The 19,275-nt window shown below is 62.8% G+C and carries 21 protein-coding genes; 12 read left to right on the top strand and 9 right to left on the bottom strand.

Going from position 1 to position 19,275, the window contains the following annotated elements; genetic code table 11:
* Window positions 1–199: 199 nt before the first annotated feature.
* From QAZ22_RS24015 to msrA, 4 genes are all read left to right on the top strand, one after another.
* Window positions 200–715 (top strand): hypothetical protein, encoded by a 516-nt coding sequence (locus QAZ22_RS24015; protein ID WP_278203220.1) that lies wholly within the window; start codon window positions 200–202, stop codon window positions 713–715.
* The gene (locus QAZ22_RS24010) at window positions 708–1,061 is read left to right on the top strand and encodes a hypothetical protein (RefSeq protein WP_278203219.1); all 354 of its coding nucleotides are present in this window, start codon (window positions 708–710) and stop codon (window positions 1,059–1,061) included. The genes QAZ22_RS24015 and QAZ22_RS24010 overlap by 8 nt, the downstream gene beginning before the upstream one ends.
* A 147-nt stretch (window positions 1,062–1,208) precedes the next feature.
* The gene (locus tag QAZ22_RS24005; RefSeq protein ID WP_278075771.1) at window positions 1,209–1,439 is read left to right on the top strand and encodes a hypothetical protein; all 231 of its coding nucleotides are present in this window, start codon (window positions 1,209–1,211) and stop codon (window positions 1,437–1,439) included.
* A 171-nt stretch (window positions 1,440–1,610) separates the two neighbouring features.
* Entirely contained in the window at window positions 1,611–2,129 is a 519-nt protein-coding gene (gene msrA, locus QAZ22_RS24000) for a peptide-methionine (S)-S-oxide reductase MsrA (RefSeq protein ID WP_278203218.1), read from the top strand.
* Window positions 2,130–2,418: 289 nt separating this feature from the next.
* Here the strand turns inward: msrA and QAZ22_RS23995 are convergent, their stop codons facing one another.
* Window positions 2,419–2,613, bottom strand: a complete 195-nt coding sequence (locus QAZ22_RS23995; RefSeq protein ID WP_278203217.1) for a hypothetical protein — start codon at window positions 2,611–2,613, stop codon at window positions 2,419–2,421.
* Between the two features lie 178 nt (window positions 2,614–2,791).
* On the opposite strand from QAZ22_RS23995, the gene QAZ22_RS23990 reads away from it, so the two are divergent.
* A complete protein-coding gene (locus tag QAZ22_RS23990; protein ID WP_278203216.1) occupies window positions 2,792–3,055 on the top strand; it encodes a hypothetical protein in 264 nt (87 codons plus the stop codon).
* Window positions 3,056–3,078: 23 nt separating this feature from the next.
* Here the strand turns inward: QAZ22_RS23990 and QAZ22_RS23985 are convergent, their stop codons facing one another.
* The 4 genes from QAZ22_RS23985 to QAZ22_RS23970 form a co-directional block, all read right to left on the bottom strand.
* The gene (locus tag QAZ22_RS23985; protein ID WP_278203215.1) at window positions 3,079–3,624 is read right to left on the bottom strand and encodes a hypothetical protein; all 546 of its coding nucleotides are present in this window, start codon (window positions 3,622–3,624) and stop codon (window positions 3,079–3,081) included.
* A 562-nt stretch (window positions 3,625–4,186) separates the two neighbouring features.
* Entirely contained in the window at window positions 4,187–4,639 is a 453-nt protein-coding gene (locus QAZ22_RS23980; RefSeq protein ID WP_278203214.1) for a GFA family protein, read from the bottom strand.
* Window positions 4,640–4,770: 131 nt separating this feature from the next.
* Window positions 4,771–5,061: a hypothetical protein gene (locus QAZ22_RS23975; protein WP_278203213.1), complete on the bottom strand. Its 291-nt coding sequence runs from the start codon at window positions 5,059–5,061 to the stop codon at window positions 4,771–4,773.
* A 50-nt stretch (window positions 5,062–5,111) separates the two neighbouring features.
* Window positions 5,112–5,279 (bottom strand): Thivi_2564 family membrane protein, encoded by a 168-nt coding sequence (locus QAZ22_RS23970; RefSeq protein WP_278075780.1) that lies wholly within the window; start codon window positions 5,277–5,279, stop codon window positions 5,112–5,114.
* 603 nt (window positions 5,280–5,882) lie between these two features.
* Between QAZ22_RS23970 and QAZ22_RS23965 the strand changes: the two genes are divergently transcribed.
* On the top strand, window positions 5,883–7,103 hold the full coding sequence (locus tag QAZ22_RS23965; RefSeq protein ID WP_278203212.1) for an anion transporter: 1,221 nt from the start codon (window positions 5,883–5,885) through the stop codon (window positions 7,101–7,103).
* Between the two features lie 45 nt (window positions 7,104–7,148).
* Here QAZ22_RS23965 and QAZ22_RS23960 read toward each other — a convergent pair whose 3' ends face one another.
* Genes QAZ22_RS23960 through QAZ22_RS23945 form a run of 4 tightly spaced genes read right to left on the bottom strand, consistent with a single transcriptional unit; the run spans window position 7,149 to window position 12,050 of the window.
* On the bottom strand, window positions 7,149–8,291 hold the full coding sequence (locus QAZ22_RS23960; RefSeq protein ID WP_278203211.1) for a trypsin-like serine protease: 1,143 nt from the start codon (window positions 8,289–8,291) through the stop codon (window positions 7,149–7,151).
* On the bottom strand, window positions 8,288–9,616 hold the full coding sequence (locus tag QAZ22_RS23955) for a hypothetical protein (protein ID WP_278203210.1): 1,329 nt from the start codon (window positions 9,614–9,616) through the stop codon (window positions 8,288–8,290). Before QAZ22_RS23955 ends, QAZ22_RS23960 begins: the two co-directional genes overlap by 4 nt.
* Entirely contained in the window at window positions 9,613–10,989 is a 1,377-nt protein-coding gene (locus QAZ22_RS23950) for a hypothetical protein (protein WP_278203209.1), read from the bottom strand. Before QAZ22_RS23950 ends, QAZ22_RS23955 begins: the two co-directional genes overlap by 4 nt.
* Entirely contained in the window at window positions 10,968–12,050 is a 1,083-nt protein-coding gene (locus QAZ22_RS23945) for a hypothetical protein (RefSeq protein ID WP_278203208.1), read from the bottom strand. The genes QAZ22_RS23950 and QAZ22_RS23945 overlap by 22 nt, the downstream gene beginning before the upstream one ends.
* Window positions 12,051–12,391: 341 nt before the next feature.
* Between QAZ22_RS23945 and QAZ22_RS23940 the strand changes: the two genes are divergently transcribed.
* The 6 genes from QAZ22_RS23940 to QAZ22_RS23915 all read left to right on the top strand — a co-directional run bounded on the left by QAZ22_RS23940 (window position 12,392) and on the right by QAZ22_RS23915 (window position 19,209).
* On the top strand, window positions 12,392–13,402 hold the full coding sequence (locus QAZ22_RS23940) for a hypothetical protein (RefSeq protein WP_278203207.1): 1,011 nt from the start codon (window positions 12,392–12,394) through the stop codon (window positions 13,400–13,402).
* Between the two features lie 37 nt (window positions 13,403–13,439).
* Complete coding sequence (locus QAZ22_RS23935) at window positions 13,440–14,435, top strand: caspase family protein (protein WP_278203206.1); 996 nt, start codon at window positions 13,440–13,442, stop codon at window positions 14,433–14,435.
* Window positions 14,436–14,515: 80 nt separating this feature from the next.
* Entirely contained in the window at window positions 14,516–15,289 is a 774-nt protein-coding gene (locus QAZ22_RS23930) for a serine protease (RefSeq protein WP_278203205.1), read from the top strand.
* A 322-nt stretch (window positions 15,290–15,611) separates the two neighbouring features.
* The gene (locus QAZ22_RS23925) at window positions 15,612–16,625 is read left to right on the top strand and encodes a LacI family DNA-binding transcriptional regulator (RefSeq protein WP_278203204.1); all 1,014 of its coding nucleotides are present in this window, start codon (window positions 15,612–15,614) and stop codon (window positions 16,623–16,625) included.
* Window positions 16,622–18,139, top strand: coding sequence for a sugar ABC transporter ATP-binding protein (locus QAZ22_RS23920; RefSeq protein WP_278203203.1), 1,518 nt, complete (start codon window positions 16,622–16,624; stop codon window positions 18,137–18,139). Before QAZ22_RS23925 ends, QAZ22_RS23920 begins: the two co-directional genes overlap by 4 nt.
* Entirely contained in the window at window positions 18,139–19,209 is a 1,071-nt protein-coding gene (locus QAZ22_RS23915; protein ID WP_278203202.1) for an ABC transporter permease, read from the top strand. Before QAZ22_RS23920 ends, QAZ22_RS23915 begins: the two co-directional genes overlap by 1 nt.
* The last annotated feature ends 66 nt before the right edge of the window (window positions 19,210–19,275 follow it).

Raw genomic sequence — 19,275 nt, 5'->3', positions numbered from 1 at the left:
CGAAGGAGATAGGAAAATTTGCCTAGAGTGCGTTGCGCGGTGAGGGCAGCCATGCTATGATTTTGTTCATGGTGCTGATTTGCGCCAACGACCCGCCGACCGGCGGGTTTTGTTTTTTGGTCGCGCCTTGCGGCAGCTGCCTGCAAACGCTGGCGCGAAGGAACGCGACGCTTCCGATTACCAGCACACCCGAGCCCCCATGCCACGCTATGCCACCATCATCACCAGCGACGACGGCGCCGAGATCGTCAGCGCCGTCGGCGAGTTCGAGGGCGCGCATCTGCCGCGCCGTGCCGGTCGCGTCGAGGAAGTCGCGCCGGGCGTGCGCATCGGCATGGTCCGCGGCGGCCCGGTCGGCGCCGTCGCCGGCTTCGGCTTTCCGCGCCAGGGCCTGGACCATGCGGCGATCGCCGCCGCTGCGGCGACGCTGAAGGCAGCAGCGCCGGAGCTGCCGATCTCCCCCCAAGTGGGGGAGATGGCCGGTCCACCCTCCGCAGCTGCAGCGCAGCTGCTGCGGAGGACGGGCAGGCCAGAGGGGGGCGCTGTCCCGCCAGCCTTGCCAATTGGCCTGGCTGCATCCAACCAGGTTGACCAGGCCGCGTCGCCAAGGCGAGTTCACGCAAAGCCGCGCAAGAAGCCGGCGCGCAAAGCCGCCAAGGCGCGCGCGGTTCGTTCCGCCAGGGCGTCGGCAGCCGACGCGGCCGCCAATGGCTGACGGAGCAGGCAAGGCGCGGCGCAAGGTTGCCGGCGCCCGAACCGCAAGGGCGAAACCCGCAAGGGCGAAGCCGGCCGCCGCGCCGGTCACCCGCCAAAGGCGCTCCAGGAAGACGCTAGGCGACGATTTCGCCACGGCACTGCGCGCCGATTTTCGCGCCCATGGTGCCGGCGTCATCGCCGCGGTCAGGGCGGAAAAGCCGGAGCAGTATCTGAAGGTCGTGCTGACGATGCTGCCCAAGGAATTCTCGCAGGGTCTCGATGCCAACCAGAACAGTCTCGGTCAATTTTCGGACATCGTGTTCGAGGTGGTGGTGAGGCGCTTCAGGTCCGCGCCGGAAGAATGAGGGCGGCCAGGCACGGCCGATCCGTGTCGGCCGTCGGCGATCGCGAAACCGCCAGTAGGAATTTCTCCGAAAACTCCGTGAACCAATTCGCCTCGCGGTGCGACGCATGGGTGCAAATGAACACCGTCTACCCATGGAGATTTTCCGATGACTGCAATCCTGCGCAATGCACTTCTGGCCGCCGTGGCCGTCTCGGCCTTGGCCGGCTCCGCGATGGCCGGCCAGCAGATATACGAATGCGACAACACGCCGACCAACAAGCTCTGGGCCGGCCGCTGCTGCGGCGTCGGCGACGCCAACTGCCTCGGCGGCGAAAGCAAGGGGCATGACCGGGGCAATCCCGGCAACAACGGCAGGGGCGACAAGGGGCCCAAGTGAGGCTGACCTCAGGCTGCCGATGCTCGCTGGTTTGCCCAACCGGCGAGCATCGGCAAAAATCCTGTGCTGCGTTTGGTTGAGTTCGTTTCCTCCGCCCTTTCCAATCGCTTGAGCGGCTGGAAGAAGCAGGCCACAATCCCCACCTATGGAGAAATCCAAAGGAGGTTTGACATGGCTTCTTCCGAACGCGCGGTCCTTGCCGGAGGCTGCTTCTGGGGCATGCAGGATCTGATCCGCCGCTTCCCCGGAGTGATCTCCACCCGTGTCGGCTACAGCGGCGGCGACGTGCCGAACGCAACCTACCGCAATCACGGCACCCATGCCGAGGCGATCGAGATCATTTTCGATCCAGCCAAGACCAGCTTCCGCACGCTGCTCGAGTTCTTCTTCCAGATCCACGACCCGACGACCAGGAACCGCCAGGGCAACGATATCGGCATGAGCTACCGCTCGGCGATCTTCTACACCAGCGACGAGCAGAAGCGGGTGGCCGAGGACACCATAGCCGACGTCGACGCCTCGGGTCTGTGGCCGGGCGAGGCGGTGACCGAGCTCGCTCCGGCCGGGCCCTTCTGGGAGGCCGAGCCCGAGCATCAGGATTATCTGGAGCGTTACCCCAACGGCTACACTTGCCATTTCGTACGGCCGGGCTGGAAGCTTCCCGTCCGGGAAAAAGCCGCCGCATCATAGAAAATAGCGGCTACGCAAGTAGCCTCCTGTCCACGATCACACCGCCGTGCCGAAAGGCATGGCGGTTTTTTTGCGTTCTGGGCGCTGTTCAAAAGCGCGTCGCGACGAAACAGATTCAGGCGACGCGCTTTAAGTCTTTGTTTTGATGCATGTCGTTCTCCCAAAACCGCTGCGCACTTTTGGGCGACATGCATAAGCGTCGCGGCGAAACGAATTCAGGCGATGCGACTTTAAGCCTTTGGGGACATGCGTCAGCCGGAGCGTGCCGGCAAGATGCCGACTGGCGGCCTCAGCCCTTGGCCCGGCGATTCTCGTTCTCGTGGCTGCCGATCCAGTGGGCGCGGATGCGGTCGCTGACTTCGAGATAGGCCATGTCGATGAGGTAGGTCAGAAGCTTTTCGCCGTCGGCTTCAGCCTTCTGGCGAAGTTCTCGCAAGATCCCCTGCGCAAACTGCAAGTTTTCCATTTTGCTTGGCTGGTTCATTGGTGCCCCAATCTCTGCATGGGAAGTTTGGCTCACTATACTCTCACTATACTTGTACGAAGATTGTGGTCTGATTAACGGCGAAGCTATATCCGGTTGCTCCTGCGCTCGATCGGCAAAGCTGTTGGACATATCGCGAAAATGTCGATATTTTTCCGGATCCAATCGGATAGCGACCATGCACGAAGACGAGGGCAGCACTCCCGACAAGTTGCAAGCCATGCTTGACTTGGTTGCCAGGAGCGAACCCTCCGGCGGAGAGGCCGATATCGGTAGGCTGAAGGCCGACGCCGTCAAGGCGGCCGATGTGCTGATCGAATTCTATGGCGATGCCGCCCTCGAGCGAGCCAGGCTCATCGAGCGCCGCTCGCCCCAGTCGCATTTCGCGCGCATGGTGACGGCCGAGGTCGACAGGCGCAGCAGGCTCTCGCCCAGAAGCTAGCCCAGAGACTGGGAAAAGCCGCTTCAGGACGATTTGCGCCTCCTCGATTTCTCGCCAAGTCTCTGCTGGATCTCTTCCTGGATGTTGTCCAGGAGGTAAGACAGCATGTCGTGCCCGGCCGACTGCGCGATCTCCTTGGCCTGCTCGACATGGTTGTGGATTTCGCGCAGCGAATACTCCTCGCGCGCGGCATCCTGCGTCAGGTCGACGAACCAGCCGGGATAGAGAGCTGCCTCGCCCATGCCATCGACATAGCATTGGCCAACTGCCAGGATCTTGCGCAGCCCCATCTTCTCCGAGCGGACCTTGTAGACCTCGCGGAAGCCTGACCTTCGCTCTATGGCCTTGCGGATCGCCAGCCGAATCCTAGGCTGGTCTTCCCGGTCTATGCTTTGCATCCACCGTTCCAGTGGCGCGCCGTGCGAGAATTCCTCGAGCGTGAGATCGAAATAGGCGGACAGATTGGCATCACCATAGACGCGGTCGCGCTTGATGTCCCAGGTCCAAAACCCGTCGATCGGTGGATACCGCATGTGCACGTTGCGGCCGCGTTCAGGCGCCCAGGTCATGAAAACCGCCCCGTCCGGTTTCAAGAATCGATGACAGTATGTAGCAAAATTCCAAAGAAACAAAGGTGGCCTTTTGTACAGGGCCAGAGATCATGGGCGCTGCTGCTTGCTCGCAGAGCTTGAAGGCATAGTTGCCATGGCCAGAATTACAAATGATGAAAATTTTCTCTCGTTGAAACGATTTTCACCCCGCTGTCGTAATGGAAGCTTGGTACTTTGTGCGACAAGCAAAATCGTCAAAATTCGAATGCAACCTTAAGGTTGTATTCGACCGGATGCCTAGCCAAGGTTGGACATTCTATCGGTCTTGCAAGGCCGGCGCGGCAATGCTGGTGTGTTGCCTGAGCCGCGCCGGCCAAAGCGGCCTCCAAAAGGTTTCGCCGCGCCGTGGATGCTAACGGCCATTGCCGCGCCGGCAACCGACCGGTGGTTGAAAATGCGCGAACTCAAAGAAGAAGACAGGGCAGCGCGGCCGTGGCCAATCATTTGCAGGCATGTCGCCGGCTCACTGGGACCGAAGCGTTCTCCGGTCTAGGACTTAAGCCCTGCCGTCGCCAAGAACTTAGGCTGACTTCCGATACGGCTCGCGCCCTGGCTCCGGGTCACCGTGATCGGCCGCCGAATCGTCGGCGGTCCTGTCATGCTCGAACTGCCGCGCCTCGGGCAGTGGATGCAACCAGTGCTCGCGTCGGCCGATCCACAGTTCGTAGCTGGGCTCCAAGCCTTCGGTCGGCGCGACGTCCAGGCTGCCGATCATCACCTCGACCTCGTCTTCGCCGACCGATGGCAGACGGCTGCCGCAAGTCGGACAGAAGCTGCGTCCGCCATAGGTGCTGGTGATTCCCGTGCTTTCGAATGCCTGGCGCGGCCACACGGCAAAGGTCTGGTAGGCCGATCCGCTGGTCTTGCGGCAGTCCTTGCAATGGCAAATGCCGACCCTCGACGGCGCGCCGGTCACGCGGAACTGGACGCCGCCGCACAGGCAACTGCCGCTGCGCATGATATCGTCGGACATGGCGCTTCCTCCTCATTCCGCGACGCAGACCAAATTCCAGTTCAACGTCTTGGCGTCGCCCGGGTCGTTCCCGCTACAATTCGCGCGAAGCCGCGACGGTTCCCGACATGCCTGCCAAGGCGAAGTGATTCTCAATTCGGAAAGTTGAAGACCGGCTCTTCGCAGCGGTAGACGCGGCAGGGACCGTCGCGTGTCGGAACCGCGACCGACATCGGGATTTCCGGCCAGTCGCACTCGTTGCCGTATTGGCGCACGAAGCGGTCGTAGGTGTTGGGCCCGGTCGTCAGCACCGCGGCGTGCCGGCTCCGGACCAGCGCCTGCGTCTCGGCACAGGTCATGGCGCGCGTGTCGGGCCGCGCATCGGCGGCGCCCGCGGTCCACAACATCGTGCCGGCAACAAGGGCGATCGACAGGCTTTTCATGCAGACACCGCTTCCAGTCATGGCTTTGCGGTGACAGATATGGTTCGCCGCTAGAACACCGCAAGGTATCTGAGCAGCGAGATGATGCCGATGATGATGACGACGACCTGGGCGATCTGTCTTGTGCGGCCGTCGAGCGGCAGGCGCTGGATGAGATAAAGCACCAGAATCACCACAAGGAAGGTGATCAGGATGCCGATGAGAATCGATACACCCATTTGCCTGCCTCCAGTTGTACCAGGTGGGCTGGTTCCAACGTTGTGGACGCTGGAATGGTTCCAGATCGACGAAGACGCGTATTTAGGCGACGGCAAAGAACAGGGCAGGGGTGACCCGCTCATATGGCGGCGGCCGCTTGCGGGCCGGCCCGCCTGCAAACTCCCCGAAACGAGACCAGTCAGGTATTCCGGCCGTCACCTCCGGCGCATTCCACGCAGACGGCGCTGTATCCCGGGCAGCTCAGCCGGTGCGTCCCGTCCGGGCAGCAGTGGCCGTTGGAACTGGCCCAGCGAGCGCAAACGAAGACCTTCCTGGCGCCGTGGCAGCGCCAGCATTCCGTCGAGGGCATCAGATTCTCCTTAGCCGAGACATGATGCTCCCCTTCAACGACCGTGTTCATCCGTTTAGTCCCCAACGCCTTGGATTATCGGTCCGGTATTTTCGGAAAACATTACATTAGCTATTGGAGATATAAAAGCTCCCGGGCGGATGACGAAAGTTTCAACAGCCGCCGCTTCCCCTTTGCGCCACCCTTGCTAAAGGTGGGGCCACAAGAGCCCCGGGCAGATTCCGCCGGGCAGGATGAGCGGGAACCTCTGGCAATGACATGGACGGGCGCCGGCGCGCTTTTCATCCTGGCAGCCACCTATGCCGGCGTGGCCGTCGGGCGCATTCCGGGCCTCAGGCTCGACCGTGCCGGCATCGCGCTGCTCGGCGGGGCCGCCATGATCGCCATCGGCGCGATCGGCCTCGAGGACGCCTACCGCGCCATCAATTTCGACACCATCACGCTCTTGCTCGGCATGATGATCGTGGTGGCGCATCTGAAGGTGTCCGGCGCCTTCCGGGCGCTTGGCGGTTTCGCCATCGAGCACGCGCACGCGCCGTTCATGCTCTTGATCATGGTGACGCTTCTGACCGGCGTGCTCTCCGCTTTCCTGGTCAATGACGCGATCTGCCTGGTGATGGCGCCGATCGTCGTCCATGTCACCCGCGTCATCAGGCGCAACCCGGTTCCCTATCTCATCGCCACCTGCACGGCCTCCAATTGCGGCAGCGTCGCCACCATCACCGGCAACCCGCAGAACATGGTGATCGGCGCGCTGTCCGGCATTTCCTATCCGGCCTTCACGGCAGCGCTCGCGCCGGTGGCGCTGTTCGGCCTCGTCGCCGTCATCGTGATCATCCGCATCGTCTACCGTGCCGAATTTGCGCGACCCGCGGAGCTCAGCCCCGAGGTCTATCGCGGCCGCATGCTGCCGGGGCAGGTGCTGAAGGCGACCATCGTCTGCCTGGCGCTGGCGGTCGCCTTCTTCGCCGGCGTGCCTGTCGCCAAGGCGGCGCTGATCGCCGGCGCCTTCCTGCTCGTCACCCGCGCAATCAAGCCGCACCGCATCTATCGCGAGATCGACGGGCCGCTGCTCTTCATGTTCGCCGGCCTGTTCGTGGTGGTGGCGGGCGCCGAGCGCACGCTGCTCACCCCCGACATGATCGCCTGGGCAAAGACCATCGGCCTCGACGATGTCTGGCGGCTATCCGGCTTCACCGCCGTGCTTTCCAACATCATGAGCAACGTGCCCGCGGTGCTGGCGCTGCGGCCCTTCATCCCGGGACTCGAAAACCCCGAGCGCGCCTGGCTGGTCGTGGCGATGAGCTCGACGCTCGCCGGCAATTTCACCCTGCTCGGCTCCGTCGCCAACCTCATCGTCGCCGAACAGGCGAAGGCGGCGGGCAAGGAACTCTCCTTCATGTCCTTCTTCAAGGTCGGCCTGCCGCTGACCTTGCTGACGCTCCTCGCCGGCACGGCGTGGCTCGCCTTATAGCCAAGCTGCAGCCGACCGCAGCATAACCTTGCCGCGCCTTCGGCTCTATTGGTCGAAGATGGATTTTTCGACGAAGGCTTTCTCGGCAAATCTTTTCGCCGTCAGGCCGACCTCCAATGGCACTCCATTGACGGCCAACCATTTCAACACGTCGGGATGCGCAACCGCGGTGTAGACGCCGCCACCACCGCAATAACCCTGGCCGAACTGGGGTACGCCGCCCAGCCCTCTGGAGGTTATTCCCACCAGCATTCGGTGCAGTTCGACCCCCTCCGGCAACGATTTGGTTCCGATGAAATAAACCGGCCCGCCGCTGTCGCCGTCGCATGTGTCGGCGCCCGGATCGACTTCCGTCACCAGGCTGGAAAGAGTGAATTCGCGAAAAATGCCGCATTGTGCTCCATCGTACCTGTCGCGCAGGCAGAACGGGTCGCGGATAGGGGTCGAAGCGCCGATCAGATCGTGAGGCATTGTCTGGTCCTCGCGCCGCCCGTAGCCAAAAATGAGCAGATTGCGCAGCTCACCCTTGTTGAGCATGTCGTGCAGGAGGAAAAATGGCGCCGCCGGAGGCGCCACCGGGTCGAATTCGCTCGATGGCGCGGCGGACGGCTCCAGGAAGAGCAGTCCCAGGTCCTTTCCCGGTTGGGGATACATCAGTCGCCGGCAATCGTAGCCCAAAAAAGGCAGCGGCGGGCGGGACAGCTTGCGCGGATCGTGGAACTCCGATTCCTGAGCTCGAAACATCTTACCGGAATATCGAGGAAAGCTGACGCGATAGGCTGCCTGCACGGCGCACGCGCAATGGCCCGCTGTTAGGACCGTATTCCTGTTCAGCGCGACGCCGGTGCACAGCGCCGGCCGGCTGAGCCCTACATCGAACTCGATGCGAACCACCTCGTCCAGAATAGGCGGAATGCGGATACCTTCGAAGATTCGGTCGTGGATACCGCTCGTTGCGTGTCCGGTGGCATCAACTTCGATCAGAAGGCTGTCGTCGGAAATCAGCCTTATGTCTCCGCCGCTGGTCTGTAATCGCAACAGGCTTCGGAAATCGGCCGCCATGCAAAACGGATTGGGAGAAGGCGGACACGCCGGATAGATAACGTCGTGCCTCACTTCCTGCGCCCGTGCAGCCAAGGACAGGCAAAGCACCGCGACAGCCATGAGGAACCGGCAGGCGCCGTTCATTGCACTCCGGCTCCCTGGAGAATCTCGGTGCATTTGGCAAGTGGATCCTCCGTGGCGGCGGCTGCGTTGAGGCAGGCCGACAAATCCGTTTGAGCTGATGGATCGGCTGTCGCAGGTACGGCGAGCGTGCTGCGCACCGGCGAATTGGCAGTTGTGGAGTTGGCCTGGCGCCTTTGCTTTTCCTTTTCGACGGCTTGGTCATAGGCCTCCAGCGTCGCTATCATTTGGGCCTGCGCCTGGATGAGGGCCTTGCGATTGTCCGCATCGGTCTTGCCGACGATCAGGGCTCTGACCGGAATGGAAACGATGACCTGCATCGTGCGCAGCACGAATCCCGAAAGCGCTTCGGCTTCGCTCGGCTTGTCGATCCTGACGGCCTGCAGCACACCATTCGAGAAGTCGATGTCCATGGTGCGGTCGACGAAGAGCGAGCGATTGATCTGGAGCAGAAACGCCGGCGCCGCATTCGTCATCTGCACCCGCTTGGTCTGGAACAGTTGCCACTCAGCACCTACCGGGTCGTGGTTTCGCTTCATGATGACCAGCTTGTGGGTGAGAAGCGGGCGGTAAAGCACACCTTGCAATTTGTCGGACAGCGGTGGCGGATCGGCTTTGATCACCGACAGGCCGTGATAGGAAGGATCCTTCGGCGGCATGTACGCGGCGGAAGAGCAGAGCGATGCCTGCCAAGCAGGCACGTAGGGATCATTGGTCGGATCGAGAAACACGCAGTGGTCGAGCGATCTGAGCGCGTGGTTGACCTTTTGAATCTGCTCGTAGTTGAACGGATCGAAGTCGAATTGCCCGACGACCAGTTCGATCTTGTTGCCGTCCCCCGGTACCCCGAAAGCGCCTCGGGGTCGAACCGCCACTTGCGCGGCGGCGTCCACCACGGCGTTGGCGATCTTGAGCGACCTGTCGTCGAACTCAGAGCCGATTTTGGTCAGCAGCAGGCTGGATGTGGCATCGTTGCCGGTATCGGTTGCGTGGCTGATGGCCAGCTTGTCGTTGGCAAGCGCCGAACCGAGGAAATCCAAGCAGTAGAGACGGCTCGGATCGGCGGTTCGCCGTGTCGTAATGTCCTGGGCGGCGTAGAAAACCCGATCCGCGCCCACGGTCTTGCGGATTTCGACATGCAGAAGATCGAGCGGAAGCGCGTAGGCGCCGGCCGGATAGCGGCAACCTGCACTGCCGCCTTGGCCAGCCGACACTTCCTCAACCGGTCCGCTGACCAGCGTCGGCCCGCAGCCGCACACCAGCAGGTTAAGACTCAGCATCGCCGCCAGGGACGGCCTCGAGAAACGCTTTGGCGAGGGCGTTGTCATGGTTGCCCCGGTCGGATCGCGCTGAGCTTGGTGGTGAGCTGCTGGCAGAGGCCAGTCGCTTCCAGGAACGGACCGGCCTGCTTGACCCCTTCGTTGGTCGTCATGGTGGGCGCGGTGACGGTGCAGTTGTTGTTGTTGCAGCCGTTTGAATTCTGAATGACGCCAGGGCTGCCCAGGCTTGAGCTTGTGTTCTTCTCGCGCAGGAACAGTTCGTATTGGCGTTGGGTGTCGAGCAGGTTCATTTGTGCCTGGGTCAGCGCGACGGTCGAGTTCGCACGCTCCACCTCGGCCTTGATCGTTTGCGCAGGCAGTTCGGTGATCCCGTAGACGATATCGAGCGGAATATCGACGAAGCCGGCTACCTCGCTCGATTTCGAGAGGCAGAAGTTCTTCAGCACGCCGGCATCGAACTCAAGCCCGACCTTCGCCTCGGCGAAAAGAGCCCGGTTGATGCCCAGCGAAACGATCGGGGAGATGTTCTCGATCTCGACCTGCGTGACCTTGCGCAATTGCCATGCGCTATGGTGAGGATCGTCCTGCGTGTAGATTTCCAGCGCATAGGGCAGGCGAGGGCGATAGAGGATACCTGTGCGTTCCGGCTGCTCGACGAGCCATGCTTGTCGGTGAGCTTGTTCGAGAGCCTTCGAAGGATGCCTGCGGATCGTGCCCAGCGGGTCGGAGCAATAGGCTTCCGCAGACGTGCCAGTGCGTCCCTCCTCGAAGGAATATCCGGAAAGCACGAGACAGAACCCGAAATCGGCCAGCCGCTTGTTCAGCGTCGCCATCTCCTGCTCGTCGAGCGGATCGACCTCGAACCGACCCTGGGTTTTCTTGTTCGTGGTCGGTATCGACTCGCGCGCGAAGGTAAAGTCCGCTCTTCCCGAGATGCCGATGAAAATGGCGCGGATCAGGTTGCGGATGACGACCTGGCTCTTATCGACGGCATAGGAGGCGACATACTCCAGGAGTCCGCCCCCGAGACCCTTGCTGGTGTCCGCCGAGCTGTAGCCGACGGTGAGCTGATCCTTCGCTAGGCCCGAGGCCAGGTAGTCGAGGCAATACGTATGACGAGCGTCGGGATAGTGCTTTTCCTGGATGGCTTCCAACACAAAGGGACTGTTGTCATAGGTGTTGATTTCGAAGGACCAGGTTGTAGCCGACAGAGAGTATGAACCGGCTTCGCTCTTGCAACGAAAATCGGGGGAAGGTTCGCCGGGCGCAACCGAAACGCCGTATGTCTCGACGACCGAGCACGCCGCAGTCAGGACCGAAATCGCCGATAGCGCCGCAAACGCCAGTTGTGCCGGCCGCAGGCCAAGGCGTCCCGGGGGGCGCCGCCGGTGCAAAGGCTTCAGTTCAGCGGTGGCGCGCATCGGAAGCTCTGTTCCTTGCTGTAGAGCAGCGTAAGGCGCGTCGTGGCTGTCGGCGGCGGCGGTACGAATTTTCGATCGATGCGCGCCTTGGTGTAGTCCATTTTATCGACGTCGTTCCAAAGGGCGTCGTCATTGCTCCGGCACTGATAGACGACGACCAGCCCCTTGTAGGCGGACGCCATAAGAGGCGCTGGGTCATAGCCGCAAAGCGCCTGCTTGAAATCCACATTGGCCTGACAGTTCGTCTGCCGCTCGCATGACGTCGCCACCGCCGCACCCGCCAAGCACCAGCGATCCCGTTCCTTCATCGTCACGGAATGTCCGCGCCGAAGGATGTCGTTGATGGCGCCGATATCGCCGTAAAGCGCGCTGACAATGTGGACTCGTAACTGCTTATCGGCGGCAAAGGGCTGGAGCGCTTCTCGCAACTGCGCCAGCTTGCTGGAGACGTCCTTGTCCTCGATCAGCACCCTTTTCATCGCGGCGTCGTCGAGCAACCCCTTCAGCGTGTCCCTGGCAAGGTTCGCCTGGTTTCTCGCGGATGTCGGCTTGCCGGCGGTCAGCTTCTTGACGAGGGCCTCGACCGAAGCCTGCACCGCGGCGTCGTCCATGTCGATCGCCTGTGCCGAGGCGGTCAGCACATCCATTCGTCTGAGCAGCGCCTGGGTAGGATCGCGAAGGAAGACCAGCCCGTCGAAATAGGTCGCGGCCTTCTTTATTTCGTCGATGAGGTCACGGGGCCACGCGGCGCTCGGGAAGGCCGTGGAGAAATTGCTTCCCAGAAGGCTGGATGATATTTTTACCTTTTCTATTTCGAGTATACTTGGCTTCTTTGCAGCTCTAAGCCTTAGCAACTGCTCGATGAGCGGATCGAAGTTCTTGTCATCGAGATCTCCTGGCGCCGCAAGGTTGACCGGTTTCAAAAAATTGAGCAACGCAGTGACCTGCTCGGCCACCTGCGCGGGCGTGGTCTGCGCCCGAACGGGCCAGCAGCCCATAAAAATGAACAGTATTGATACAAAAAGACGACTGAAATTACGAAAAAGATCGACATCCCTCACGCCGACCTCCCCCCCGGAGATACTGCCTGTGCAAAAATCATAGAGAGTTATTTTTTGGTTTCAATCAAAAAGCTGAGCACGAGAGCATAGGGAGGATAAGCGGCTCACGCGAGCTGGCGAAAGACCTGGAGGAGCAGGGTTGAACAACTTCACAACCCGATGGCGAAAGTTATTGAGCCGCCCTCCTTGCGAAACATCTCCCGCTGAGTTTGCCATTGCGGATCGGTCGCCATGAAACTAAGGTCTTATCCGAAACTGGATTCACACGCTGGGGGCGCTGGATGCGGGGGCGAGGTGGGCACGTTACGGCTTGGCGCCGTAGCCTTGTCTACGCTGCGGCTTTGGCGCTGGGACTCGCGTCGGCGGGCGGCGCCATACCGGCCAACCGCAAGGAATTCACCGAGTTTCAATCCGCCGCGCTTGTTTCGGTGCTGCGGCAGATCAGCGGCCTTACCGGCTTCATGGCGGAAACCTTGTTCCTCGAGGGCCGTCTGCAGACCAAGGAAATGAACCTAGTCGCGCGAACGATGACGTTCTCGCCGAACACCAAGCTGATTTTCCCAGCGTCGTCGCCCACCGGTCTGGGCAACAGCATTTTCATCGTGGCCGATACCATCAAGGTTTCGGGTGACGTCGAGATCACATGGAGCAGGCCCGTGGGCCAAGGTAAGATGCCGCCACGGGGACGGGCACCGGACGGCATCGCTGCGCGTGACCCCGGCCAGCCCGGCGCCCGTGGCTATGACGGGGAGGCAGGCAATGCTGGTGTCGATGGCGCTTCCGCTCCCGGGCTTGTTTTGCTGTTCAGGCATATTGAAGGCGAGGGAAGTATCCGCATAGACGTCTCCGGTATGGACGGCCAACCCGGTGGCGAAGGCCAGACTGGGGGAAGGGGTGGCACTGGCGCCGCGGGTGCGGATTCGATCGGCAAGGATATTCTCAAGAACCTTTTCGTCAGCCAGACCTGTATTCGTCCTCCAACCGCCGGCGGTTCTGGTGGCGACGGAGGCAATGGCGGGAACGGCGGCGGCGGTGGCAATGGTGGAAGCAGCGGCGACGTGCTAGTCTTCACGTCTTCGGCCGATGAGCTCCAGAAGCTGGAAGTGCAAAACAACGCCGGCCTCGGGGCCGAAAGCGGCCGGCCGGGCGACGGCGGTCCACCCGGCGCGGGCGGGCTCGCCGGTAGAGACTTCGGCCGATGCGGCATCATGGCTCAAAACGGTCTCGACGGCGCGCCGGGAAGAAGCGGGAGCGCCGGGCCGGCCGGGCGTATTGGCCTGAACGGCGTGGTCGGCTTTGCGACCTTGTCGGAGCAGCAGATGAGTGCCGTCTTCAATCCTGTCAGGCAATAGGCCGATGGCACGGGGATGGGAGCTTGTTCTGTCTCTGTTGACCTTGGCGGCGTCGCTGCTGGCTTCTCAATCTGCTTGCCTGGCAAACACCACCGTTCCACGCATCGCGCTCGTCATAGGCAACGCCAACTACGAGTACGTTGGCGGCGTGCCCAGGGCACGGAACGACGCGCTGGATTTCGGCTCCTTTCTGCAGTCGAAACTGGGTTTCGACGACGTGCGGATCGTGCTCGATGCGCACAAGAACGACATGGATGCCGAATTGGCCAATCTGGTCTCCAGGAGTAGCATCTGGCAGGCAAGTCGGCAGACCAAGCCGATTGTCGTGGTCTATTTCTCCGGGCATGGTTTCACGGAAGGCGGCAAGCAGTTCCTGGCGGCCGTCGATGCCGGCCTCGGCGGCCATGACCCAGCGGTGAACAGCTATGCCGTGGAAACCGTTATCGAAACGCTGATGCGCGACGCCATCATCGTCCAACTGGTCGACGCCTGCCGCAATGAGCTCCAGTGGAAGGACAGCGAGCTGCCCGTGGCCAACGTGGATTTTCTGCGTGGATCCGAGACGGCCTCGATCTCCTCCTCGAAGTCGCTTTCGGACGCCGTCGGCGTTCCGCAACCGGAGCTGTCGATGTATGCCGAGCGCGCCGAATACCTGACCGGCTACGCCAATCGCAACGGTCAGTCGGTGGATCAATCGGTTCGGCCGACCGACAGAAACAGCCCCTACACAGCCGCGCTGTTGAAGAATTTCGGCAGGCCGGGGCGTCCCATCTTCAATGATTTCCTTGGGGTGCGTAACGACGACGATCTGCACCATATTGGGAACATTCCCGTGGAGGAGGATGGTATGATCGGAGTGATTTACATCACCCTCACGCCAACCATCCTGAAGGAGGCGGACGATCTTTGGGCGTCGATATCGACCAGTTCGGACAGGGATACCGTTCTGGACTACCTGATCCGTTACAGGAACGGCCAGAACATCATCGACGTCATGAAGAAGCTTAAGGAAATCGCGGCGGGGCGACGATGAGAGGATGGCGCTGCCTTTTCGCGGTTTTTTTCATCGTGCAGTGCGCATCGCTCGTCTCGTCCTCCAATGCGCGGGCCCAGATGACTTTCGAAGAAAGCGAGGCGGCCTGGCGCAGCGGCAAGTTCGGCGACGACAAGAAGATTATCGAAGGCCAGGTTGTCACCCGAACCGGGTTTTTCGCCTGGCAAGTGGCGATCGGCTATGCGGAGATCCCAAACAATTTCGCCGCCCAGTTTTGCGGCGGCGTCTCCCTCTCGCCATCGATTGTCCTGACCGCCGCCCATTGCATTTTGCAGGCGAAGGATCATCCGATCTTCGTGCTCGGCGGGACGGCAAAACTGTCCGCCGGCGGCACGCGGCACGCTGTTTCGAAGTCGGTCGTCAGCCCGTTGTACGATGCGGCGACCAAGGAGAACGACCTGGCGGTCCTCAAGGTCGATGACAATGGCTTGTCGGGATCGCTTCCGGTCGCCGACATGCCGGATGCGCTGCTCGACCGGACGTTCCTGACGATCAGCGGATGGGGCGTGACCGATCCGGACAGGAGGACGTCCAAGAGCGACGATCTGCGCGAGGCGTCCGTGCCGACGCAGACGACGGATGTCTGCAACGCCCCCGACGCTCTTAACGGGCAGGTGAAGGCGTCGATGTTTTGCGCTGGAAACGTAAATGGCGGTAGCGACGCCTGTCTCGGAGACAGCGGCGGGCCGGCAGTGGTTGAAACCCCGCAGGGACCCTACCTGGTCGGGCTTTCCAGTTGGGGAGATGGCTGCGGCCTTGCCAAGAAATACGGCGTCTATGCCAGGGTCTTTCCGTATATGAACTGGATAAAGACAGTCGCCGACGGCAACTGAGCCTGCCGTTGCCCGGCACCGCGCTTGAGACAGGCGCATGCGCGGCCGTAGAGGGGAGGATCGGCGCGGCGGACGAGATTGCTCTGGCCTTTCGTATTATCCCCGCCGGAAGGCGATCGAAAGATAGTGCCGGCCTCGACAATTGAAGCATCGGCGCCCGAAGCAGGCTCTCTTCGCTGCTTCCAAAAGATTTTCACAACCTGCTATCGAATCGATTGCGCAAACGTTTCGATGGCACTATGGTTCCGTCAGATCCGCCGCAGAGCGGACGGGAAACGCAATCCAGGGGAGGGGCGCTTGCGGGCACTCCGTTCGAGCCGCAATGCCGACAATGGCTGAGGTCGCGCGCCGCGCCGGCGTCTCGGTTTCGACCGTCTCGCATGTGGTCAACCGCACGCGCTTCGTCTCGCCCGAGAAAGCGCAACTCATCAACGACGCCATCGCCGCCATGGGCTACCAGCCCAACGAACTGGCGCGCTCGCTGAAGGTCGCGTCGACCAACAGCGTCGGTCTCGCCATCTCGGCGATCTCCAACCCCTATTTCACCGACATCATCTGCGCGGTCGAAGCCGAATGCGCGCGCCTCGGCCTGATGGTGTTCCTGTCCGACACGCAGGAAGACCCGGACCGCGAGCTTCAGGTGGTACGCGCCTTCCACCAGCGCCGCGTCGACGGCGTCATCCTGGCGCCGTCCGGCTCGCCGGAACGCGCGATCGCCTATCTCGCCGAAAAGAAGCTGCCCTGCGTGCTCATCGACCGCTTCGCCGACGACCGATTCGACCAGATCGGCGTCGAGAACGAGACGGCGATGCGGGCGCTGATCGATCATGTCGCCTCCTTCGGCCACAAGCGCATCGGCTACATCGCCGGCCAGCCGGGGCTCGCCACCACGCGCGAGCGTGTCGACGCCTTCCGTGCCTCGCTCGCCGCCAATGGACTTGAGTGCCTGCCGCACTATGTCTCGCCGGAGAATGTCGACACGGCGAGCGCCACGGCATCGACGCATGCGATCCTGTCGCTGCCCGCGCCGCCCACCGCATTGGTCACCGGCAACAACATGACGACGATCGGGGCAGTCCGTGCCATCCGCGAGAAGGGTCTTTCGATCCCGCGCGACCTCTCGCTGGTCGGCTTCGACGATTTCGAATGGGCCGACTGTTTCGAGCCCAGGCTGACGCTGGTCGAGCAGCCCTGCACCGAGATCGGCAGGCAGGCGGCGGCGTTGCTCAGCGAGCGCATCGCATCGAGCGACGCGGCGCCGCGCGCGGTGCGGCTCGAGGCAACGCTGCAGGCGCGCCAATCCTGCGCGAGGCCGCCCCACACGAGGCCGGCATGAGCGCGCCGCTGCTTTCCGTCACCGGTGCGGTAAAACGCTTTGGCGGCGTCCAGGCGCTGCGCGGCGTCGATTTCGATTTGAAGGCCGGCGAGATCCATGCGCTGCTCGGCGAGAACGGCGCCGGCAAGTCGACGCTGATGAACCTTTTGTCCGGCGTCTACATGCCGGACGAGGGCGAGATCCGCATCGACGGCAAGCTGGTCACCTTCAACAATCCGCGCGAGGCGCAGGCCGCCGGCATCGCGACCATTTTCCAGGAACTCGACCTCGTGCCGTCGCTCGATGTCGCGGCAAACCTCTTCCTCGGCCGCGAGCTTATGCGGCCTGGCGGCATGCTCGACGTGCCGGCGATGCGTCGCGAGGCCAAGCAGCGGCTGGAGGCGATCGAGCTCGCCATCGACCCCGCGCGCCTCGTCGCTGACCTATCGATCGGCCAGCGCCAGGTGGTGGCGATCGTCAAGGCGCTGTCCTATGCCTCGCGCGTGCTCATCATGGACGAGCCGACTGCCGCTCTCACCGTCGGCGAGGTCGAACGCCTGTTCGACATCATGAGGAAGCTCGCCGCGACCGGTGTCGGCATCGTCTATATCTCGCACCGGCTGGAGGAAGTGCCCGGTATCGCCGACAGGGTGACGGTGATGCGCGACGGCCGGGTCGCCGGTATCACCGAGCCGCACGCGCCGCAGGCCGAGCTGGTCCGCCTCCTGGTCGGGCGGCCGCTGGACGAGCTTTATCCCGAACGCGCGAAGAGCGCCGGCAAGACGCTGCTCAGCTTGAAGAACGCCAGCTTCAGGCTCGCCCGCGAAAGCGCCGGCTGGCAACCGCCGAGCGGCATCTCGCTCGAGGTCAGGGAAGGCGAGATCGTCGGGCTGGCCGGCATCATGGGGGCGGGGCGCACCGAGCTGCTGTCCGCGCTCTACGGCACCGGCCTTGCCGGCCGCTGGCAGGGCGAGATCGCAGTCGACGGCCGGCCGGTAAAACTCGAATCCATCAATGCGGCGCGCAAGGCGGGCATCGCCTTCGTCACCGACGACCGGCGCGGCAGCGGCCTGATGCTGAGGATGGCGGTCGGCCTCAACCTGGTGATGTCGGTGATCCGCCGCATCTCGCCGGCCGGCCTGATGTCGCCACGCCGCCAGGCTGAGGCCGTGCGGCAGTCCTTCGGCCAGTTCGACATCCGCCCGAAGAATCCGGACATCGCCGTCGGCGCGCTGTCCGGCGGCAACCAGCAGAAGGTTGTGCTGGCCAAGGAAATCCTCGGCAACCCGCGGCTCCTGCTGCTCGACGAGCCGACGCGCGGCGTCGATGTCGGCGCCAAGGGCGAGATCTACGCGCGGCTGAGAGCCCTTGCGGCGCAGGGGCTGGGCATACTGGTCGCCTCCAGCGAGATGCCGGAGCTGATCGGGCTTTGCGACCGGATCGTGGTGCTGCGCCGGGGTCGCAATGTGGCGGAATTCAACGGCGGCATCGACGAGCACACCGTGCTTGCCGCGGCAAATGGCAGGGAGGCCTGATGTCGGACCAGAAGATTTCGGTGGCGGCCAACCCGGCAGCTTCAAGCCCGGCGGCGCCCGGGGCGCAAAAGCACCGCGTCGACCCGCTGGCGATCATCGTGCGCTTCCAGAGCTTGATCGGCCTGGTGCTGGTGGCGATCGGCGGCGTCATCTTCTCGCCGCGGCGTCACGGCGAGATACTGTTCCTCAACCCCGACAATATCGCCAACATCGTGCGCGCCGTGTCGGAGACCGGCATCATCGCCATCGGCATGACCTTCGTCATCATCACCGCCGGCATCGACCTGTCGGTGGGCGCGGTGCTTGGCCTCTCCGCCGTCGTCACCGCCACCATGATGATCTCCGGCGGCTTCGGCCTCATCGCCACCATCCTGGCCGTGCTCGTCATGGGCACCGTCTTCGGCATCATCCAGGGCACGATCTCCACGCGCTTCCGGCTCGAGCCCTTCATCGTCACGCTCGCCGGCCTGCAGGCGGCGCGGGGGCTCGCGCTGGTCGTTTCCGGCAATCAGTACATCAACATCTCCTATGGCGACGGCCCAGGCCTGGCGCCGCCGGTATTCGCGGTGCTTGGCGAGCGCCTGTTCGACAACACCGTGCCGGTTGCGACCATCGTCTTCATCATCTTCGCGGCGATCGCCACGCTGGTGCTCAACACCACGCGCTTCGGCCGCTACGTCTATGCCGTCGGCGGCAACGAGCGCGCCGCGCGCATTTCCGGCGTGCCGGTGTCGATGGTGAAGGTCTCGGTCTACGCCATCACCGGCTTTGCCTCCGCCCTTGCCGGCATCGTGCATGCCGGCCAGTTCAACTTCGGCAGCGCCAATGACGGCATGGGCTACGAGCTCACCGCGATCGCCGCCGTGGTCATCGGCGGCACCAGCCTGTTCGGCGGCGCCGGCTCGATGGTCGGCACCGTGGCCGGCACCATCATGCTAGGTGCGTTGGCCAACATCCTTCAGCTCAACAACATCACCCCCGCCATGCAGCTGCTCGCGACCGCCGCGATCATCGTGCTCGCGGCAGTGCTTCAATCCCTCGTTCGCCGCCGCGAGGGTTTGGGACGATAGGAGGTCGGCGGCAGCATCCCGAAAGAGCAACCAAAGGTCTGGCACCCCGAGCCGGACGAGGAGGAG

Source organism: Mesorhizobium sp. WSM4906 (assembly GCF_029674625.1).
GTDB lineage: Bacteria > Pseudomonadota > Alphaproteobacteria > Rhizobiales > Rhizobiaceae > Mesorhizobium.
This window is presented reverse-complemented; position numbering and strand designations above follow the sequence as displayed.

Coding starts and splice junctions, on each gene's coding strand:
- QAZ22_RS23950 (WP_278203209.1), bottom strand. CDS start 10,989: ATGCGCGCCACCGCTGAACTGAAGCCTTTGCACCGGCGGCGCCCCCCG.
- QAZ22_RS23925 (WP_278203204.1), top strand. CDS start 15,612: ATGCCGACAATGGCTGAGGTCGCGCGCCGCGCCGGCGTCTCGGTTTCG.
- QAZ22_RS23970 (WP_278075780.1), bottom strand. CDS start 5,279: ATGGGTGTATCGATTCTCATCGGCATCCTGATCACCTTCCTTGTGGTG.
- QAZ22_RS23915 (WP_278203202.1), top strand. CDS start 18,139: ATGTCGGACCAGAAGATTTCGGTGGCGGCCAACCCGGCAGCTTCAAGC.
- msrA (WP_278203218.1), top strand. CDS start 1,611: ATGGCTTCTTCCGAACGCGCGGTCCTTGCCGGAGGCTGCTTCTGGGGC.
- QAZ22_RS23975 (WP_278203213.1), bottom strand. CDS start 5,061: ATGAAAAGCCTGTCGATCGCCCTTGTTGCCGGCACGATGTTGTGGACC.
- QAZ22_RS23930 (WP_278203205.1), top strand. CDS start 14,516: ATGACTTTCGAAGAAAGCGAGGCGGCCTGGCGCAGCGGCAAGTTCGGC.
- QAZ22_RS24005 (WP_278075771.1), top strand. CDS start 1,209: ATGACTGCAATCCTGCGCAATGCACTTCTGGCCGCCGTGGCCGTCTCG.
- QAZ22_RS23990 (WP_278203216.1), top strand. CDS start 2,792: ATGCACGAAGACGAGGGCAGCACTCCCGACAAGTTGCAAGCCATGCTT.
- QAZ22_RS23920 (WP_278203203.1), top strand. CDS start 16,622: ATGAGCGCGCCGCTGCTTTCCGTCACCGGTGCGGTAAAACGCTTTGGC.
- QAZ22_RS23995 (WP_278203217.1), bottom strand. CDS start 2,613: ATGAACCAGCCAAGCAAAATGGAAAACTTGCAGTTTGCGCAGGGGATC.
- QAZ22_RS23985 (WP_278203215.1), bottom strand. CDS start 3,624: ATGACCTGGGCGCCTGAACGCGGCCGCAACGTGCACATGCGGTATCCA.
- QAZ22_RS23955 (WP_278203210.1), bottom strand. CDS start 9,616: ATGACAACGCCCTCGCCAAAGCGTTTCTCGAGGCCGTCCCTGGCGGCG.
- QAZ22_RS24010 (WP_278203219.1), top strand. CDS start 708: ATGGCTGACGGAGCAGGCAAGGCGCGGCGCAAGGTTGCCGGCGCCCGA.
- QAZ22_RS24015 (WP_278203220.1), top strand. CDS start 200: ATGCCACGCTATGCCACCATCATCACCAGCGACGACGGCGCCGAGATC.
- QAZ22_RS23980 (WP_278203214.1), bottom strand. CDS start 4,639: ATGTCCGACGATATCATGCGCAGCGGCAGTTGCCTGTGCGGCGGCGTC.
- QAZ22_RS23965 (WP_278203212.1), top strand. CDS start 5,883: ATGACATGGACGGGCGCCGGCGCGCTTTTCATCCTGGCAGCCACCTAT.
- QAZ22_RS23960 (WP_278203211.1), bottom strand. CDS start 8,291: ATGAACGGCGCCTGCCGGTTCCTCATGGCTGTCGCGGTGCTTTGCCTG.